This window comes from Sorangium sp. So ce448, assembly GCF_051520915.1.
Classification (GTDB): Bacteria; Myxococcota_A; Polyangia; order Polyangiales; family Polyangiaceae; genus Sorangium; species Sorangium cellulosum_B.
In genome coordinates, this window is sequence record NZ_CP150343.1 from 5342184 (window position 1) to 5360740 (window position 18557).

13 protein-coding genes are annotated in these 18557 nt (G+C 71.1%); 3 read left to right on the forward strand and 10 right to left on the reverse strand.

All coding sequences use genetic code 11. The features are described 5' to 3' along the window. Nucleotides 1-15: 15 nt before the first annotated feature. The 6 genes from WMF45_RS20065 to WMF45_RS20090 form a co-directional block, all read right to left on the reverse strand. Complete coding sequence (locus WMF45_RS20065; RefSeq protein ID WP_437718490.1) at nt 16-441, reverse strand: hypothetical protein; 426 nt, start codon at nt 439-441, stop codon at nt 16-18. Between the two features lie 189 nt (nt 442-630). Next, entirely contained in the window at nt 631-1230 is a 600-nt protein-coding gene (locus WMF45_RS20070) for an RES family NAD+ phosphorylase (RefSeq protein ID WP_437718491.1), read from the reverse strand. A 12-nt stretch (nt 1231-1242) separates the two neighbouring features. After that, a complete protein-coding gene (locus WMF45_RS20075; protein ID WP_437718492.1) occupies nt 1243-1878 on the reverse strand; it encodes a hypothetical protein in 636 nt (211 codons plus the stop codon). Between the two features lie 183 nt (nt 1879-2061). Next, entirely contained in the window at nt 2062-4188 is a 2127-nt protein-coding gene (gene ligD, locus WMF45_RS20080; protein WP_437718493.1) for a DNA ligase D, read from the reverse strand. A 316-nt stretch (nt 4189-4504) separates the two neighbouring features. Further along, nucleotides 4505-5413, reverse strand: coding sequence for a hypothetical protein (locus WMF45_RS20085; protein ID WP_437718494.1), 909 nt, complete (start codon nt 5411-5413; stop codon nt 4505-4507). Between the two features lie 199 nt (nt 5414-5612). Next, nucleotides 5613-6851 (reverse strand): hypothetical protein, encoded by a 1239-nt coding sequence (locus tag WMF45_RS20090; RefSeq protein WP_437718495.1) that lies wholly within the window; start codon nt 6849-6851, stop codon nt 5613-5615. Nucleotides 6852-7641: 790 nt separating this feature from the next. On the opposite strand from WMF45_RS20090, the gene cysK reads away from it, so the two are divergent. Both cysK and WMF45_RS20100 read left to right on the forward strand, forming a co-directional pair. Further along, nucleotides 7642-8634: a cysteine synthase A gene (gene cysK / locus WMF45_RS20095; RefSeq protein WP_437718496.1), complete on the forward strand. Its 993-nt coding sequence runs from the start codon at nt 7642-7644 to the stop codon at nt 8632-8634. Nucleotides 8635-8641: 7 nt separating this feature from the next. Further along, nucleotides 8642-9634 (forward strand): serine O-acetyltransferase, encoded by a 993-nt coding sequence (locus tag WMF45_RS20100; RefSeq protein WP_437718497.1) that lies wholly within the window; start codon nt 8642-8644, stop codon nt 9632-9634. Nucleotides 9635-9664: 30 nt separating this feature from the next. On the opposite strand, the gene WMF45_RS20105 is transcribed toward WMF45_RS20100, so the two are convergent. Both WMF45_RS20105 and mgtE read right to left on the reverse strand, forming a co-directional pair. Next, nucleotides 9665-9955 (reverse strand): SelT/SelW/SelH family protein, encoded by a 291-nt coding sequence (locus WMF45_RS20105; RefSeq protein WP_437718498.1) that lies wholly within the window; start codon nt 9953-9955, stop codon nt 9665-9667. Between the two features lie 39 nt (nt 9956-9994). After that, the gene (mgtE, locus tag WMF45_RS20110) at nt 9995-11428 is read right to left on the reverse strand and encodes a magnesium transporter (protein ID WP_437718499.1); all 1434 of its coding nucleotides are present in this window, start codon (nt 11426-11428) and stop codon (nt 9995-9997) included. Between the two features lie 478 nt (nt 11429-11906). Between mgtE and WMF45_RS20115 the strand changes: the two genes are divergently transcribed. Beyond that, on the forward strand, nt 11907-13526 hold the full coding sequence (locus tag WMF45_RS20115; protein WP_437718500.1) for an SEL1-like repeat protein: 1620 nt from the start codon (nt 11907-11909) through the stop codon (nt 13524-13526). On the opposite strand, the gene WMF45_RS20120 is transcribed toward WMF45_RS20115, so the two are convergent. Together WMF45_RS20120 and WMF45_RS20125 are read right to left on the reverse strand one after the other, a co-directional pair. After that, nucleotides 13523-16792, reverse strand: coding sequence for a UvrD-helicase domain-containing protein (locus tag WMF45_RS20120; protein ID WP_437718501.1), 3270 nt, complete (start codon nt 16790-16792; stop codon nt 13523-13525). The two genes, WMF45_RS20115 and WMF45_RS20120, sit on opposite strands and share 4 nt — an antisense overlap. A gap of 466 nt (nt 16793-17258) precedes the next feature. Further along, nucleotides 17259-18374, reverse strand: coding sequence for a hypothetical protein (locus WMF45_RS20125; protein ID WP_437718502.1), 1116 nt, complete (start codon nt 18372-18374; stop codon nt 17259-17261). Between the last annotated feature and the right edge of the window lie 183 nt (nt 18375-18557).

The window sequence follows — 18557 nt, forward strand, 5'->3', positions numbered from 1 at the left end:
CCGCGCCGGGCTCGCTCATGCCATCAGGCAGCCGGCCGACGACCCTTGCATCGGCACGATGGCCAGGATCTCCCCGGTCTCCCCGAAGATCAGGAGCCGCGCGACGATGGCCTCCTTTCCCGTGCCGCACAGGGGCAGGAGCGCGAGCCGGACCGCTGGCCCGTTGCCCCCCTCGAACTTGAGGGCGAGCAGCTGCTTGTCGTCGCACTCCTCGAGGAGCTCCACGTCCGCCTCGATCTGGACCGGCGCCACCCGGGTGCACGCCTTGGCCTCGCCGAAGCTGTCCACCGTGCAGCGGTTGGGATCGAGCGAGATCCGGACCCGAGACGACCCCTGTTCGCTCACCGAGATGATCTGGATCTGATGAACCGCAATCCCCTTCTGGAGCGGGATGGGCTCCACGAGATAGCCTGTTTCCAGCCGCAGATTCTTGATTTTCATCGGACCCCCGCCTCTCGGCCGTGCGTCCCGCGATCTCCGCCCATCGCGGCGCCGCGGCGGCGCGCCTGCTTCCACGAGAAGCACCGGTTGTGCCGGCGCGCGCGCGCGGAGCCCGCACGCGCGCCCTGCTCCGCCATCGCGCTCGGCGGAGCGCTGTGGGACGGCGCGCCGCCGTCCGCTCGTCCAGGCTCAGACGAGCCCGAACTTGTAGGTATCAAGGAGCCTGGCGAGGAGCACTGCGTGCGCCGGATCCGCGAGGGAGCCGAGCCGGGTCACCTCGAGCTCCGCGCTGACGCGCTCGAAGAGGGCGGCGCAGACGCGGGTCGGATCGTGGCGCGCGACGTACGCGATGCCGTCGGGTCGCCTCGGGTGGTCGTGGATCGCGCGCGCCCAGCGGTGGGCGGCCCGATAGGACTCCCCCGAGGTCAGGCGGGCGTCGGCCCCGAGGCGCGCCAGCCCCTCTCCCGCGAGGTTCACGAGCCGCAGCGGCCGCCGCGGCGCGATGCGCGCGAGCCCCCGCGCGGCGAGCTCGCTCTGCTCCACGAAGCGCACGCCGGTCGCGTGGCCGAACACCTCGATGAAGGCGCAGCGCGGGTCCTTCCCGGCGTACAGCACGCCAAACTCGCCGTCCGGCGCGTCGAAGCGGTTGTCGCCCGAGCGACCGAAGTGCAGCGGTTCACGCGTGAGCCAGTGGACCCGGAACCAGCTCCGCCGGAAGATCGCGATGGGGAGCGGCGACGCCGCGAGGTCGAGGGGCGGGTCCGGATGCGCCCCGAGCGTCGTCGTCATCGCGGCGCGTTCTCAGGCCGCGCCTTGCTCACCGAAGGTGCGCGCGGCGAGCCGCACGGGGTCCAGCTCGCCGCGGCGGAGCCAGTCGAGCGGCCGCTCGCCGTCGAGGCGGAGGTTGCCGGAGAGGAAGAAGCGGACCTTCGCCAGCGGGGGGTGCGCTTCGAGGAGGGTCAGGATCTCTTCCATCCCGGGCAGCAGGCCCTCGTCCGCGAACTGCCATGCGGGGTAGAGGTGGCCACGACCGCCGATGCTGACGGCCAGCAGCGTTCCGGCGGCGCGCCGCGCTTCGATCGCCTGGGGCGGGAGGTGGAGCGCTTCACCGACCTCCTCGGCGGTGAGCGTGCCCCCTTCGGCCGCGAGGAGCGCGTCCCTCGCCTGCAGGCCGCGGAGGCGGGCCGGCGTGAGCGGATCTGCGGCGGAGAAGAGGCCGACGGCGCTCGGCTGCGTGAGCGCTGTCACCAGGGCATCCGCGTTGCTGGGCGACGCGACCACCTCGCCAAGCTCGCTCTGATCGAGCCGCTCCGCGACCTGGGTGAGCGCGTCGATGCCGCGCGCCAGGAACTCGACCCGCAGCGGTTCACCGTCGAACTGCTGGTGGAGTCGCTCTGCAATTTCCGAAAGGGCGCTGGAGTCCCGATCCTTGGCCATGGTCGATCCAGAGGACGATGCAGCGCGCGCGCAGCACCGTCAACCAAGCGCACGCCGCCCTTCTGCGTCATTACGACCATGCTGAACGGAACGTCAGTGAAAGCCATTCCCGGTGTCGCTGGTGTCGTTCTTCTTCGGTGAGCTCACCGGCTCCTGAGTTTGTCGTGGGCGTCGGGAAGAAGGTCAGAGCTCGACCTGTTTCAGCATCGCGCTGGTGATCGACTGGCGCACGCTCGTGAGCTCTGCCCATGGGTCCCGGATCGTGGCGAGCCGCTGCGGCACGGTGTCGATGGTGAACGAGGCGGGATCGAGCGGCGCGTCGAGCTCGTCCCACGAGAGCGGCGTCGCGACGGCCGCGCCGGGGCGCGCCCGCGTCGAGTAGGGCGCCACCGCGGTGGCGCCGCGCCCGTTCCGCAGGTAGTCGACGAAGACCTTGCCGGCACGCTTCGCCTTCGACATCGTCGCGGTGTACCGCGCCGGATCGGAGCGCACGAGCGCGTCGGCCACGGCCTTCGTGAACGCCTTCACCTCGTCCCAGCCCCTGCGTGGCGCTATCGGGACCACGACGTGCAGGCCTTTGCCGCCGGTCGTCTTGACGAAGCTCTGGAGCCCCAGCGACGAAAGGAGGCGCCGCGTCGCCTTCGCGGCGTCCGCCACGCGCTCCCACGGGAGATCCGGCGCTGGATCGAGGTCGAACACCATCCTGTCGGGCTGCTCGATCCGGTCCACGCGGCTCCCCCAGAGGTGCACCTCGAGCGCCCCCATCTGGACGAGCGACACGAGCCCTTCGGTGGTCTCGATATAGAGATAGGTGCGCTCGCCGTCGTCCTCCTCGACGGCCATCCGCAGGATCGCCTCGGACAGCCCCTCGGCCTCGTGCCTTTGAAAGAAGCATGGCTTGCCCTGGCCTGCGGGGCAGCGGACCAGCGTGAGCAGCCGCTTCTCGGCGTGGGTCAGCATGTGCTCGGCGATCTGCTCGTAATACCGGGCCAGCGCGAGCTTCGTGATCCCCTGCGCGGGATAGAGCACCTTGTCGGGGTTCGTCAGCGGCACCCCGGCGACGTCGACCCGCTCCGCGCCGCCTCTGCTCCGGCCCCCACGCGGGGCCTTGCCCTCCGTGGTGCTCGCGGCTTTCCTCGGCGCCGCGCCGGCCGCTCTGCTTGGCGCCGCGCCCGCTGCCTCGTCGGGCGGCGATTGCGGCGGCGGCTGTTCGCGCTCGACGATGACCGACTCCGGGGTGCGGTCCTCGCGGAGCCCTTCGAAGGAGGGGTGTCGCAGCCGTCCGTCGCGCGTCCACTCGGAAAAGCGGACCTCCGCGACGAGCCTGGGCTCGACCCAGCGCGCGCCCCGCATGCGCGGCGCCCCTGAACAGGCCGGCGTGGCGCGAACGATCGAATCGAGGCGGCTGCGCAGGATCGTCAGCGTCTTGCTCGTGAAGCCCGTGCCCACCTTGCCGGCGTAGGCGAGCTTGCCTGATCTGTTCACGCCGACGAGGATCGCCCCCAGCCCTTTCCGGGCGCCGGACGGCTCGGTGAAGCCGACGATCACGAACTCCTGGCGCCGGCCGCACTTCACCTTGAGCCAGCTGTCGCCGCGCCCGCTCCGGTAGGGCGCCTCCGGGCGCTTCGCGATGACGCCCTCGATCCCGAGCTCGCACGCGTGCTGGACGACGGCGGAGCCGTCCTCCGAGACGTGCTCCGTGTAGCGCAGGTGCCCTTCCTCGGGCGCTTCCGCGAGTAGCGCCTCGAGCGCCCGCTTGCGGGTGACCTGTGTGCACCCGCGGAGATCGCGGCCGTCGAGGTAGAGCAGGTCGAAGACGAAGTACATCAGGCGCCCCTCGCGCCTGCCATTCCCGTCGCTGAGCGCGTTCTGGAGGGCCTGGAAGTCGGTCACGCCGTCCGGCCTGACGACGACGATCTCGCCGTCCAGCACGGCCTCCCGCGCAGGCAGCTGGGCGAGGTCGTCGCGCACGCCCGCGAACCGCTCGGTCCAGTCCTGGCCGCGGCGGGTCAGGAGCGTCACGCGCCCCCCGCGGAGCGTCGCGAGCATGCGATAGCCATCGAGCTTGACCTCGTAGAGCCACCCCTCGCCCGGGGGTGGCTCGGTGACGAGCGTCGCGAGCTGGGGCTCGATCTCGCCCGGGAACGGCCCTTTCCGGGCGCCCTCCAGCGCATCCGCGTAGCTCAGCGTCGGGCGCGGGATCGCTGCGGTGGTGTCCGCCTCTCCCGTCGCCGCGGAGGAGCGCTGGCTGTCCGCGTCGGCCGCCGTTCCCCGGCGTTTGCGACGGGCGGTCAGGGTTGCTGGTCGCACCGCTTGAGTCCGCCGCGCCGTGCCTTGTGCCCGTCTTTGTCCGGCCATCATCATGCCACCGTCTCTTTTGGTGGAAAAAGCAATTCCGATACCGCAATGGCAGCATCGCCTGCCGGTGGTTTCCCGTTTCCAGGACGTGGCGCAGCCGGCTGAGCTCGACATGCGCGCCCCAGAATGCGGCGATCTGCCACGCACGCGTCCTCACCCCCGGGGCGCGCCAACCGCTGCGATCGTCGGATGGTCGTTCCGGACGGCGTGAACAGGTCAAGCGCCGCCGTGAGGGGCGAGCGATAGGTACGCCCGGTGCGGGACCGAGCTACTGCAGTGCCTCGGAGGCGGTCGTCGCGGTGATGGCCTGGTCGTGCCACCGCTCCAGGGTCGCCAACTCGACGCACGCCTCGATGCGAGCGTCGTCCAACGGGCTCAGCGCGAGCTGCCGGCGAGCGAGTACACGACGCAGGGCAGCGCGTGCCTCCGCCAGACGTCCCTTGCCGATGCCCCTCTCGATGAGCCGCTCCTGGACCTGCGGGCTCGCTTCGAGCAGCACCTCGAGGATGCGCTGCCGCCGGGCCTCCACTTCAGGGTCCTCGGCCTTGCCGAACCTCCACAGGAGCTCCTCTCGGGTCGTCGCTGACATCGCCAGGTACTCTAGCATGGCCAGCACCCACTCGATGGGCCGGCGTCCGGCTACCCACCGGCCGAACTCGTCGAGGGCTCGCCCGGAACGGGCGACCAGGAAAGCGATCAGCTCGTCGCGCAGGGGGAGCTCGTTCGCTGCGACCCACAGCACCCAGTGCCCGAGCGGCTCCACGCGGTAGCAGCCGGGCGCGAAGCGCGTGGGCGCGTACACCCGTTGCAGCCACTCCGGCACGTGAGGAGCGACCAGCCAGAGCGGCTCGTGGCCCACCCAGGGCGCCTCGCCTTCCTGCTCGACCCGCTGCAGCTGCCTCGCCTGCCGCCGCAAGAGGGCCCGCTCTATCGCCTTCCGATCCACGTGATCCCCGGCGAGCTTCAGCTCGACCATCACCTCCTCGTGGCCACGCGCCTCGGGCCAAGGCGCGGTCAGCTCCACCAGGAGAGCCGGGCGGTGGATCAGGAGCAGGCCATCACACTGCACCTTCTCGAGCCGGATCTCCGGTGGATCCTGCCAGGTGATGGCACCTCCGGTGAGGCGCTCTGTCTCTTCGGCGAACGTTCGCTTGGCGAACAGGTCCGGTTGACCCATCGCGCTGCGCGGTAGCAGAGGACGATCGCAGGAGCCAGGGTCAATCGGAGATCAGCGAGATCCGCTGACCGCCGTTCTCGCCGGCACTCGCACTCTATACACCCGAGCCCGCCCCGCGACGAATTCTCAAATGAAGACGCCCCGGTCTCCGTAATACGCTTCTCGGTACGACGGCTCGCGCGCCCCCACACGCGACCCGTCATTGCGCGGGCGGCTCGCTCCAGTAGCGCACCAGATCAGGCAGCGCGGTCTCCGCCATGCGGGTGAGGTGCCTCACGTGATCTGGCTTCTGGGTGCCCGCATAGCCGCGGACATGGAACGCGCCCCTGTGCGCCTCGGACAGGGGGGCGAACCGGAGCTTCGCCTCGCTCGCCTCTCCGGTCAGGTCGTAGATCGCCTGCTCGTCCGCGCCCGCGCCCGGGGAGCGCTGCGCGCCCGTGAGCTTGAGGAGAGCGTCGGTGCTCTCGTGGGTGCCGGCGTAATCGCCGTTCGGAGTGATCTCCGAATGGGTGATCGACATCATCTTCTTGCCGGCGGCCGCCAGCTCGGCGAAGCGGCTGAACGGCTTGAGGCGCTCCATGTCCAGGCTGTGGTCGAGCGGCATGTAGCCGGTGTGGATGCCGTCCAGGAGGAGCACGGCGTCCACCTTGTCCGTGAACCCCGGCTGGTTCAGGAGCCCGCGAACCGCGGCGTACCCGGCGCTGAACGCCGAGAGCGCCACGCGCCGGAGCCGGGCGTCGCGCAGCCCACGGGCCTCGAGCGCCGCCTGCGCCTTCGCCATCAACGCCGGTAGATAGGAGCGGATCGAGAACTGGGTCTCGTACGCGCCAGAGCTGATGCCCAGATTGATGATCATCACAACCGCGTTGAGCCGGGCGCGATCGAACCCCGCCTGCACAACGTCGTTGACCCCGTGGAAGTGGATCACCAGATCGTAAGCGCCATCTGTCGAGGCGAACGACGCGGGGATCGTGATGATCCCATCAGGGATGGGGATCACCCCCGTTCGATCGAGCGTCGCATCGGCGCGATCCGCGGCGGCGAGGGCCGGCGCCGCCGTTGCCGGCGTTGCCTGGAGCGGCGCGGCCGCTTCGGCCTTCGCCTCGATCCGCGCCGCCCCCCTCGTCGACCGCAGGACGGCCGCGGCGGCCGCGGCAGGCTGGAGCGCCGAGCCCGCGCGGAGATCGAAGCCCGCCGCGCCGAGCTGCATCGAGACGAGCGCGCCCACCACCGCCGCGAAGCCAAGGCCGGCACCGGCGCTCAAGGCGATCAGGCGCGACGTGGAGCGCCGCGTCGGAGATGCCATGATCGGAGCCGGCGATTCGAACGGCATCGCCATGCCCCCAATCGACGCCGGCGGACGACGGAAAATTAAAGTGGGCTCATCCTCGTCATGGGGCAGTTGGACCTCCGCACAAGGGGGCTCACCGGGGAACATGTCAGCGATGATGCGAGGCCTATGCCACTCATGGCAAGAGCTAAAATTCTACATGATAGGTTTGCATGCGCATGCGTCAAGGAAGTGGACCTGGTCCGACGTAGTCCCATGGTGGTTCATCGTTTGCCCAGGCGCCCATGCCCAGGGAAGCACCTTGCTCGCGCGCGTAGCCCCGTGGTTCCGGGATTCGTGAGCGCTCGTGAGCACCTCTGAGCCGCCGGTGCTCCGACGTGGCACGGCGTGGTACGACGTGAATGTTCAAGCGTCAGCAGATCGGAAATGACGCGCTCCGGCAAAATTTCACATGAAATTGGCCGCTATCATCGCCACCTTGGTCGCGCTGCGTCATCCCCTGTGTCTCATGGGAACTCGGGACACCCGAGCGCTAGCGCGGTGCGGTCGAGGTCCTGCAGGATGAGGCCAGTCTGCCCTCCGAGGATGATCTGATGGGCTCCTGCGCTTCGCGCAGAGCGCGTAATCGAGTTCGCGCCCTCCACCGCACGATCGCACCGCCCATGGCCCGACTGACCTCCATGCGCCGGGGTGCCTCGCCGGACCCTGCGCGTCGACCGTTGCACGTCCAACGGTTCATCGACGAGGGGGCGCGCTGAGCGCGGCGCGCGCCCGCCGGCGAGCTGGCGCGGCAGGCGTCGCCCCGACGTCAGCGACGGACGACGCCGCGCTGCCCTCTGGAAATACGGCGCGACCCGGGTGCGGCGCACGTGGACCTTGACAGCGCGGGGCGCCTCTGGATCTCCTCTTTCCTCCCCACTCACCCGCACGGGCCCCCATGACCAGCTACCCCCGCGTCTACGACGACAACACCCAGAGCATCGGCCGCACGCCGCTCGTGCGCATCCGCCGCGTGATCGAAGGCGCGCGCGCGACGGTGCTGGCGAAGATCGAGGGGCGCAACCCGGCGTACTCGGTCAAGTGCCGCATCGGCGCGGCCATGGTCTGGGACGCCGAGCAGCGGGGCGTGCTCGGCCCTGGCAAGGCGATCGTCGAGGCGACCAGCGGCAACACCGGCATCGCGCTGGCCTTCGCCGCCGCCTCGAGGGGGCTCGAGTGCGTGCTCGGCATGCCCGAGACGATGAGCATGGAGCGGCGCAAGGTGCTCATCGCCCTCGGGGCCAAGCTGCTCCTGACGCCGGGCCCCAAGGGGATGAACGGCGCCATCGCCAAGGCCGAGGAGCTGGCCGCCTCCGACCCCGGCCGGTACGTGCTGATGCGGCAGTTCGAGAACCCGGCGAACCCCGCGATCCACGAGACCACCACAGGCCCCGAGATCTGGGACGACACAGGCGGCAACGTCGACGTCCTCGTCTCGGGCGTGGGCACCGGCGGCACGATCACCGGCGTCAGCCGCTACTTCGAGCGCGGCCGCGGCCGCGCCCTCCACTCCGTCGCGGTGGAGCCGGTCCACTCGCCGGTCATCTCGCAGACGCTCGCCGGCCAGCCGCTCACCCCGTCCCCGCACAAGATCCAGGGCATCGGCGCCGGCTTCGTCCCGAAGAACCTCGACCTCTCCTTCGTGGACCAGGTCGAGACGGTCTCGAACGACGAGTCCATCGCCATGTCGCGGCGCCTCGCGTCCGAGGAGGGCATCCTCTGCGGCGTCTCCTGCGGCGCGGCCATGGTCGCGGCGAGCCGGCTCGCGAAGGATCCGAAGTGGGAAGGGAAGACCATCGTGGTCATCCTCCCGGACGCCGGCGAGCGGTACCTCTCTGGGCCCCTCTTCGAAGGAATGTTCTCCGAGGTCGAGGCCATGAAGGCCTCGTGAGGTCGACGTGAGCAAGAAGTGTGATGCTGCCCCCTCCGAAGCGCCGGCCGACCTGCACGGCATCGTCGACGCGCTGATCGCGAGCTACCGGGCGGATGCGCGCGGGCATCACATCAACAAGCGCTTCACCCCGTCGCGCCAGGAGATCACCGAGATCATCGATCTCCTGCTCCAGATCTTCTACCCGGGCTATCACGGGCGGCAGGACCTGTCGGACGAGGACCTGCTCTACCACGTGGGCACCCTGGTCTCGACGCTGCGGGACAAGCTGGAGCGACAGATCGAGCGCTGTCTGTGCTTCCAGGACGAGACGGTCGACGCGGGCCGCCTCGACGTCCCGAGGTGCCGGCAGCGGGGGCGCGACGTGGCGCGGGTGTTCATCTCCCGTCTGCCGGAGGTCCGGCGGCGCCTCCTGCTCGACGTGCAGGCGGCCTACGACGGCGACCCGGCGGCGGCCTCGATGGACGAGATCATCCTGGCCTATCCAGGCCTCCTCGCCGTGACGGTGCACCGGGTCGCGCACGAGCTGTACCTGCTCGGCGTGCCGCTCATGCCCCGGATCATGAGCGAGTGGGCGCACACGAGGACGGGCGCCGACATCCACCCAGGCGCCAACATCGGTGACAGCCTCTTCATCGATCACGCCACCGGCGTCGTCATCGGCGAGACGACCGACATCGGCGAGCACGTCAAGCTCTACCAGGGCGTGACGCTCGGCGCCCTCTCCTTGCCGCAGCACTCGCGGGGCGCGCGCGGCCTGAAGCGCCACCCCACCGTGGAGGACAACGTCACCATCTACGCGAACGCCACGGTCCTCGGCGGCAAGACGGTGCTGGGGCAGGGGAGCGTGGTGGGCGGCTCGGTGTTCCTCACGAAGAGCGTCGCCGGCGGCCAGCGCGTCGCGATCGAGGCCCCGCGGCTGCGCGTCGCGTCGCCGCCCCACGGCACGCCCGCCGTGGGCGGCGCCGATCTGGACAGCATCCTCGACTTCGACATCTAACGCGGCGCTCTCCCGATCAGGACGCGCGTCTCATCGATCGGAGTGGCCGAGAGGGCGCTCCGGGGCGACGCGGTCGCGGATCGCCTGCTTGAGCTCCTTGGGCTCGGGGAAGCGCCCTTCGACGGCGCGCGAGAAGAGCGGCGCGCCGTCGAGCGTGATGTCGAAGATGCCGCTCTCGCCCGGCGACAGGAGCACGTCGATCTCGTCAGGGAAGGTGATCAGCAGCTCCTGAGCGAGCCAGGCCGCGCGCGTGAGCCAGCGGCACTTGGGGCAATACCGGATCGCGACGAGCGGCCGTTGCGGGGCGGGGGAGGCGTCCATGCCAGGATCGTAGCGCGAGCGCGCGGCGCGCGGGCAGGCTCAGACGAGGAACGCCCTGGCGAGCCCGAGGAAGATGAAGAAGCCCATGCTGTCCGTGGTGAACGTCAGCAGGACGCTCGACCCCTGGGCCGGATCGCGGCCCAGGCGCTGGAGCGCGAGCGGCACCGCGCACCCGACCATCGCCGCCACCACGAGGTTCAGCTGGATGGCCGCGGCCATCACCAGGCCGAGCGGGACGCTGCCGTAGAGGGCGGCGGCCGCGAGCCCCACGAGCGTGCCCCAGACCGCGCCGTTCATCAGGCCGACGAAGAGCTCTTTCTTCAGGAGGTGCCCCGTGTTCACCCGCGTGAGCCGGTCGAGCGCGAGGCCGCGGATCACGAGCGCCACCGTCTGATTGCCCGTGTTGCCGCCGACGCTCGCCACGATGGGCATCAGCGCCGCCAGCGCCACGAGATCCTGAATGGTGCTCTCGAAGATGCCGATGACCCGCGAGGCCAGGAATGCCGTGAGCAGGTTGACGAAGAGCCAGAGCCAGCGGTTCTTCGCGCTCGTCCACGCGGGCGCGAAATAGTCCTCCTCTCCCGCGAGGCCCGCGCGCAGGAGCGCCTCGCTCTGGGCTTGCCGCCGCAGGAAGTCCATCATCACATCCACCGTCAGCCGGCCGACGAGCTTGCCGCGCTCGTCCACAACCGGCGCGGCGATGAGGTCGTAACGCTCGAACGCCCTGGCCGCGTCGCTCGCGCGCTCCTGGGGCGTGAAGCTCACCACGTCCGTGGACATGACGGCGCTCACCTGCGCGCGCGGCTCGCGGAGCAGCAGGTCCTTGAGCGACAGCGCGCCGCGGAGCACGTTGCGCGCGTCGACAACGAACAGCGCCTCGGTGTGCGGCGGCAGCTCGCCCCGCCGGCGCACGTCCTCCAGCGCGCCGCCGATGTCGCGGCCGTCGCGCACCGAGACGAGCTCCGGGCTCATCAGGTGACCCACCGAGCCGTCCGGGTACGCGATCGTCGACTGGAAGAGCGACTGCTCGCGCGCGTCGAGCGACTGGTACACCTCCGCCACGATCTCCGGATCGACCGACTCGCTGATGTACGCCAGATCGTCCGGATCGAGCTGGCCGAGCAGCGCGACGAGGCGAGGGCGCCTCGTCTCCGCGACGAGCCAGTCGCGGACCGAGCGCGAGGACTCGAGCAGCACCTGTGCGGCGCGGTAGGGATCGAGCTCAGCCCACACCACAAGGCGGTCCGCCTGCGGGAGCACCTCGATGATGTGAGCGAGGTCCGCCGGGTGCAGATCCCTGAGCTTCCTCTGCAGCAGGGCGAGATTTTGCCGGTGAACCAGCGCCTCGACGAGCTCTTTGTTCTTGCTCTCCTGCTTGTGGGTCAGCGCCTCGATGACGCGTTGCTTTTCGAGCAGGGTAGTCACCAGGCTCAGGCTCTCTTGCAGTTTCTCCTGGGACCTGGGCGTGCTCATGGCGGCTCCGGGCGCGGGGGCGCGCCGAGCATAGCCCGGGTCCGCGCGGCCGGTCGTATGCCGCGTGCGGTCGCGCTCGCCGTATTGACCGGACCCCATGGCTCATGGTTCTGTCGGCCCGATGAAGCGCGCGTTCGATTTGTGCGTGGTTGGGCTCTCGCTCGGAGCGATGGCCTGTGGACCGGGCCTGGAACCCGAGGTGGTCGTGCATCCTCCCCGGCCCACTGCCTCGCCGGAGAGCACCGCCAGCACGACCAGCGGCGGGTGTCCGGCCATCGGCCACGCCGAGCCGCTCATCGTCGACTGGCTCACGACACGCCGCTCCGATCTCGGGCTCGCGATGAAGGACGGCATCGCCGTCGTCTCCTACGACTGCACGACGCTGAAGCTCCTCACGCAGTGCAAGCTCCCAGGGAGCTACTCCTTCGCTGGCGTGACCCGGGCAGAGAAAGTAATACAATTAACAAACCCTGCGGAGATGCAGGCGAACGTCCCCTTCGGGGCTCCGGCGCTGAGCACCGCGATCGAGGGCGGCGGCTCGGCCGCGATCGACGTGGCGCTCGTGCCGACGGGGAAGATGGCGACCACGGTGGCCTCCTCCTCCTCGCAGGATCTCTCGGGCAGCTGCGAGGGAGCGACGCACTTCGTGCGCGCCGCGCTGCTCGGGGCGTTCGCGATGACGCCAGGCAGCCGGGGCACGGCGCGGACGGTGGATCAGGTCTTCGGGGCGGTCGGGGCGGCCGCGACGGCGGGCCAGGGCGGCACCGCGAGCAAGGAAGGGGAGCTCGACGCCTGCCGGGCCGCGAAGCCCGACGCGCAGGCGCCGACGGAGCGCTGCCATGCGCCGCTGCGCCTGGAGCTCGTCCCGCTGCTCGCGAAGAAGGCGGCGGCGGCCGAGGCTCCGGTGAAGCAGGCGGAAGACGAGTTCCCGAAGCTGTCGAGCCTGTGCCCGCTCGGGACGGTGCAGAGCGGGGCGAAGTGCTCCCCGCCTGCGCTCGCGCCCGCGCACCTGTGCGAGCCCACCGACGCCCGATCCTGCGCGGCGGAGTGCGGGAAGGGCGATGCCGGCAGCTGCTATCACCTCGGGATTCAGTACCTGGGCGGCAAGGATTTTCCGCGCGATGACGCGAGGGCGGCGGAGCTGTTCGAGAAGGCGTGCGGCGCCGGCGTCACGCAGGCCTGCTACGCGAGGGCGAAGCAGCTCCTGCGCGACATGAAGAGCGCCAAGGTCCCCCCGGACGCCGCGGGGCGGGCCAAGGTGCGAGAGTTCGCCGACAAGGCGTGCGAGATGGGCGACGGCTGGGCGTGCTTCAGCGTGGCCGAGTGGTACCTCAGCGAGGGCCCGCAGGCGGTGCTCCCGAAGGACCCGACGCGCGCGGTCGCGTTCCTCCGGCGCGGCTGCGATCTCGGGCACGGACCGAGCTGCAGCGCGCTGGGCAAGATGCTGGTCGAGGGGAAGCTCGCGGCGAAGGACGTGGGGGTCGCCGTGGGCGTGCTCCAGCGCGCGTGCCAGGGCGGCCAGTCCGAGGACTGCGTCGATCTCGGGGACATCCTGCGCAAGGGGCAGGGGGCGCCGAAGGACGGGGTGAAGGCGATCGCGGCGTACAGCCACGGTTGCAGCCTGGGGGACATGCGCGCCTGCAACGCCGCCGGCTCGGTCTACGCGCAGGGCGACGGCGTTCCGAAGGACGTCGCGAAGGCGTATTCGTTCTTCGAGAGGGGCTGTCCGGAGAAGGGGTTCGGGGCCGAGGCGTGCTTGAGCCTCGCCGGGATGTACGAGAAGGGGAACGGCATTCCGAAGGACATGCCGCGCGCCGCGGCGCTCTACGAGAAGGTGTGTGGCACCGGCGGCTGCGTGCGGGCCGCCGAGATCTGGCAGCGCGGCGACGGCGTGACCGCCGATCCGGAGCGGGCCTACTCGCTCTACGAGAAGGCCTGCACGCAGTGGGGCGAGAAGAAGGCGTGTGACGCGTTCGGCCCGCTCCTGGAGCGCAAGGACAAGGAGCGGGCCCGGACCTTCTACGCTGACCAGTGCATGCGGACGCAGGACAAGGCGGCATGCGCGGCCCAGAAGCGGCTCGGCGGCGCGCCGCGCTAGAAGAGCTTCATCTGACGATCGACCCCGGCGCGTGAGCCCCTCTGCGCCTCGGGCGACGGGCCGGCCCGAAGGAGCAGCCGCTCCTCCACCTCGCGCACGAACGGCGACACCTCGGTCTCAACCACCTTGCCGTGCCGCGCGCGCTGCATGGCGCGGGTGAGGAACAACCGCTCTCGCGCCCGCGTCATGCCCACATAAAAGAGCCGGCGCTCCTCGGCGACGTCCGTCTCGCCCCTGCCGGGGAACCGGAGCGGGAGCAGGCCGTCCTCGCACCCCACGAGGAAGACCACCCGGAACTCGAGCCCCTTGGCCGCGTGGAGCGTCAGCAGCGAGATGCGGTCGGCCCGCGGATCCCACGTGTCGATCTCGGAGCACACCGCGAGCTCGATCAAGAAGCGTTCGACGTCGCCGCCGCAGCGCTCCGCGAGCGCGAGTTGCAGCTCCAGCGCCGCGTCCACGTCGGCCTCGCGCAGACACGCCGCGCCCTCCGGGCCCTCCTCGGCCGCGCCTGCCGCAGGCGGAGCGCCGGCGAGCCCGGGCTGCGCTACCTCCTCGCGGAGGCGCGCCGCGGCCGCCTTGAGGCGCGCCGCGAGCGGCCCCGGCGGTGTGCCGGCGAGCGCCCGCGCGAGCGCCTCCGAGCCCGCGCGCTCGGCGAGGAGGCGCTCCGACCGCCGCTGGAACGGCATCCCCGAGCGGGCGAACGCCTCCCGGAGCCGCTCGGACTGCGCCTCGGTCCGGTAGAGCACCGCGAAATCCGAGAAGGAATAGTCGCCGCTCCCGGCAGGGTCGCCCACCCGCCCGCTATCCATCGAGAAGAACGTGGACCCGCCGAGCATCCGCTCGACCGTGTGGACCACGCGCTCGGCTTCGGCGGCTTCCGTCGGCGACTCGTGGACCGCCACGAGCTCCACGCCGCCCGCGCTCGGCAGGAGCTCCCGCGCGCCGAGCGTCGGTGAGGGCGCGATCACCTGGAGCGCCGCCTCGACGATGGGGCGCGACGAGCGGTAGTTCCGCTTCAAGCGCACCACGCGCGCCGCCGGGAAATCTTGCTGGAAACGGAAGAAGAAGCCCACGTCCGCGCCGCGGAATCCGTAGATCGCCTGATCGGGATCACCGATGGCGCAGACGTTCCCGCCGGGAGCGACGAGCGCGCGCACCAGCCGGTACTGGCGCTCATCGATGTCCTGGTACTCGTCGATGGAGAGATACCGGGCCCGCTCCCGCGCCGCGGCGAGCGCTCCGCTCTGCTCCTCCAGGAGCAGGGCGGCGTGCCCGATCAGGTCGTCGAGGTCCAGGAGCCCGCGCGCGGCGAGCTCGTCCTCGTACACCTTCCACGCGCGGTCGACGTGGCGGTCGATCTCGCCGCCTGCGGCCGGCGACGCGTGCGCGTCGGCGTGGCGCGGGTAACGCCGCTTCAGCGCGGCGATGTCGGCGAGCAACCTGGCCGCCCGCCGGTCCGGGACGCCGAGCGCCGCGGCGAGCAGCGCCGTCCGCTCGCGCTCGCCGGCGATCGCGGGCGGCGCGGCCCCCGCGCCCTGCGCGTGCTCGCGGAGCAGGGAGAGGCCGAGCGCGTGGAAGGTCATGGCGGGCACGCGGCCGCCGGCCTCACCGAGCAGCGCGCCGAGCCGCTCCCGCAGCTCGTCGGCGGCGCGGCGGGTGAAGGTGATCGCGAGGCACTGCTCCGGCGGCACCCCGAGATCCAGGACGAGGTGGGCGATCCGGTGCGTGAGCGTGCGGGTCTTGCCTGTGCCTGGCCCCGCGAGGAGGAGCAGCGCGCCGTCCGTGATCTCCGCCGCGGCCCGCTGCTCCGGGTCGAGCGCGTCGAGCGGCGCTGCGCCGCCCGGCGCAGGCGGCGCGCCGCGGGACACCTCCCCGGCCAGCGCCGGGCGAGGGGCCGCGTCGGCCCGGCCGCGGCGCGGAGGGGGGCGTGGCGCCGCGGGATCGCGCGCCCCCGAGGGAGGCGGCTTCGGCGCCGCGGCCTCCGGCTGGAAGAGGAGCCCGCCCCCGCGGCGCTGCGCGAGCTCCTCCGGCTGGAAGACCCGTATCGCGCCGTACTCGCCGTCGTAGCCTGCGTCGCGGATCACGCGCCCTTCGCGCATCCGCGCGATCGCCTCGGCGAGCAGGGGCGTGCCGGCGCGCTCGATCTCGTCGAGCGGGGCGTCGCCGAGGAGGAACAGCTCGGGGCCGATGCGCGACAGCACCCCGTCGTAGCTCCGCTGCACCACCTTGCTGGAGGCGCCCACGCCGTGGAGCTCGGCCAGCATCTCGGGCAGCGGCACCAGGTTGCGGAACTCGCTCGCGCCCTCGGGGCGCACGCCCTCGTCGCGATCGGCGAGCTCCTCGACCCGGTGCAGCACGCCCACCGTGACCGGGTGCCCGCACACGGGGCAGGCGAGGGAGAGCGCCCGCGTCTCCGCCGGCGAGAGCACGACATTGCACTTGCGGTGGCCGTCGAGGTGGTACTTGCCCTCTTCCGGGAAGAACTCCACCGTGCCCCCGAAGCCCTCACCGGTCTCCAGGGCGCGCCGGATCGCGAAGTAGTCGAGGGGCGCGTCGAAGGCCGTGGCCTCGCGCCCGAGCTTCGCGGGCGAGTGCGCGTCCGAGCTCGAGACGAGCCGGTACCGATCGAGCCCGGAGATCCGCCAGTTCATCGCGGGATCGGACGAGAGCCCGGTCTCGAGCGCGAAGATGTGCGGCGCGAGATCGCCATAACACTCCTCGACCGCGTCGAAGCCCGCCTTGGAGCCCAGCACCGAGAACCAGGGAGTCCAGATGTGCGCTGGCACGAGGTAGGAGCCCTCGCCGGCCTCCAGCACGATCTCGAGCAGGTGGCGCGAATCGAGCCCGAGGATGGGCCGCCCGTCGGCGGTCAGGTTGCCGATCTTGGCGAGCGCGCGGACGATGCGCTCCGCCGCGTCGAAGCTGGGCGCGTAGAGGAGGTGATGGATCTTCCGCGTCCGATCTCCCTTCTTGTAGATCGTCGAGATCTCCACCGAGAGGACGAAGCGCGTCTCTCCGCGGCAAGCCCCGGGGAGCCGATCCGAGACCGCGCGTCCGAGATCGTCCCGCAGGCGGAAGAGCCCGGGCTCTGCGGGCACGAGGTGCTCGCGGAGCTCGGCCATCCACGCTGGATGGGTGAAGTCCCCCGTGCCCAGCACCGCGATGCCCTTGCGCTGAGCCCAGTAGCTCAGATGCGCGAGATCGCAATCGCTGCTCGTCGCGCGGGAGTACTTCGAGTGCACATGGAGGTCTGCATAAAAACGCATGGTGTTCCGCCGTGAGGTCTCGTTTGCCTGTTTTACCTATCGAGCTCCCTCGCGCTGTCAATCGCGGATACCAGCAGCCTTGATGAAATCTGATTGGAAATCGAGGTGGTCTGATCGCAATGCGTTGCGATGCGTGAGAGTCCTTGTCCTGTGGCAAAAGATGCTCGTTCGATGCAATGCGGTTCGACGGGCTCGCCCGTGTGGCAAAAGGTGCTCGCTCGATGCAATGCGGTTCGACGGGCTCACCTGGACGACACGTTCCTGCCGCGAGGGCCGACCGCGCCGCACGAGGCCGCGCGCACGGCGAGGCGAGGACCGGGCCAGCGCGCACCGCCGGCGCCGGCGGCCGCCGCGCCGGGCAGGCAGGCGTCCGCGAGCCTTCGACAGCGGCTCGACCCGGGCCTACACGCGCGGGCGCGAGCCCCGGTCCAGAGGGGACCGCCGGCCGCTGCGAGGCATCACGAGGTCACGGGGTCGCGGTCGAGGGCGCCGGGGTCTTGCGGGTCAGGTAGAAGAAATCGCGCAGGGAGCGCTTGCGGATGTACTCGTCTTCCGAGAACTCGAAGCCGCTGGCCAGCGCGACCGGCGCGAGGGCGCCGCCCTCACCCGGCTCGTAGAGGAGGAACTTCGGGTACGACCAGTTCACGTCGAGCTGCGCCACCGCCGAGGCGCCGGCGTGCTGCATCCCGAGCGCGATGGCGGGCGCCGTCGTGTGATTGCTGATCCCGACGTAGAGGACCTTGCCGTCGCGGTCGAGCCCCACCGCGGAGCGGCGGATCACCGTGTTGCCGTCCAGCGTGGCGCCCCAGTTGCGGACCTGCGGCGCGCGGAGCAGCGGGTGCAGCTCGCCCTCGTCGACCATGCAGCTCGGCGTCTGCCGCCACCACTGCATGTCGCTCTCTCCCGCCGAAAGCCTGGTCCACGGCGCGATCTGCAGCCGCCCGTCGCGGCCCCGCGCGAGCGTGCAGCCCTGGTCCCGGGGGCGCACGAGCGTCACGCCGTCGACCCGCATCCCCCACTGGCCGTGCTCGGTCATGAAGCCGCCGTTGAACGCCGCGAGCAGCCGCTCGTGGTCCGCCTCGGGGATCTTCGCGGGCCGCTCGTAGGGCTTGCCCTCCTCGGTCGTCGCCGCCGGCTCCCGGGAGCCGGCCACGAGGTGCACATCGACCCGCGCGAGATCCACCGCCACGATGAACAGCTCCGCCCAGGAGCGGTTCGGATCGGGGTGGAGCAGCGTCTTGTGGAGGCGCGGCGCGTCGCTCGGATGGGCGTGATCCGCGATGGGCACCCACCGCCCGTCGCCGGGAGCCGACCAGGCCGCGTGCGAGGGGCCGACGTCCGTCGGCCGGAACGCCGCCGCGCCGGTGCCCCCCGCGGCCGGGCTCGGCGTTGCGACCGCCGATGGCGAGGCGGTCGCGGCAGGGCCCGGCGGCTCGGGCACCTCCCAGTACGTCTTCGGCGGCTCGTCCTTGCGCCAGAACTGGTGGACGCGATCCTCCAGGGCGTAGGCGGTCTCCTCGAGCGCCGTCACGTTCTCGGCCCCGATCACCGAACGCAGCCCGTTCGCGACGAGTGGACCCATCCATGGGATGCGGTGCACCGCGATCCATAACCCGGCCCCGGAGAGCATCGGGACGGCGACGGCACCGAGAACCCAGCGCCGAAGGCGGGATCGGGGCGACCGAAGGACGGGGCGCTCCGGCGCGGAGTGCCCGACCTGAGCCGGCGTTTTCGAGGCTTCGGCGGTTTCGGCCATGGCGTGCTG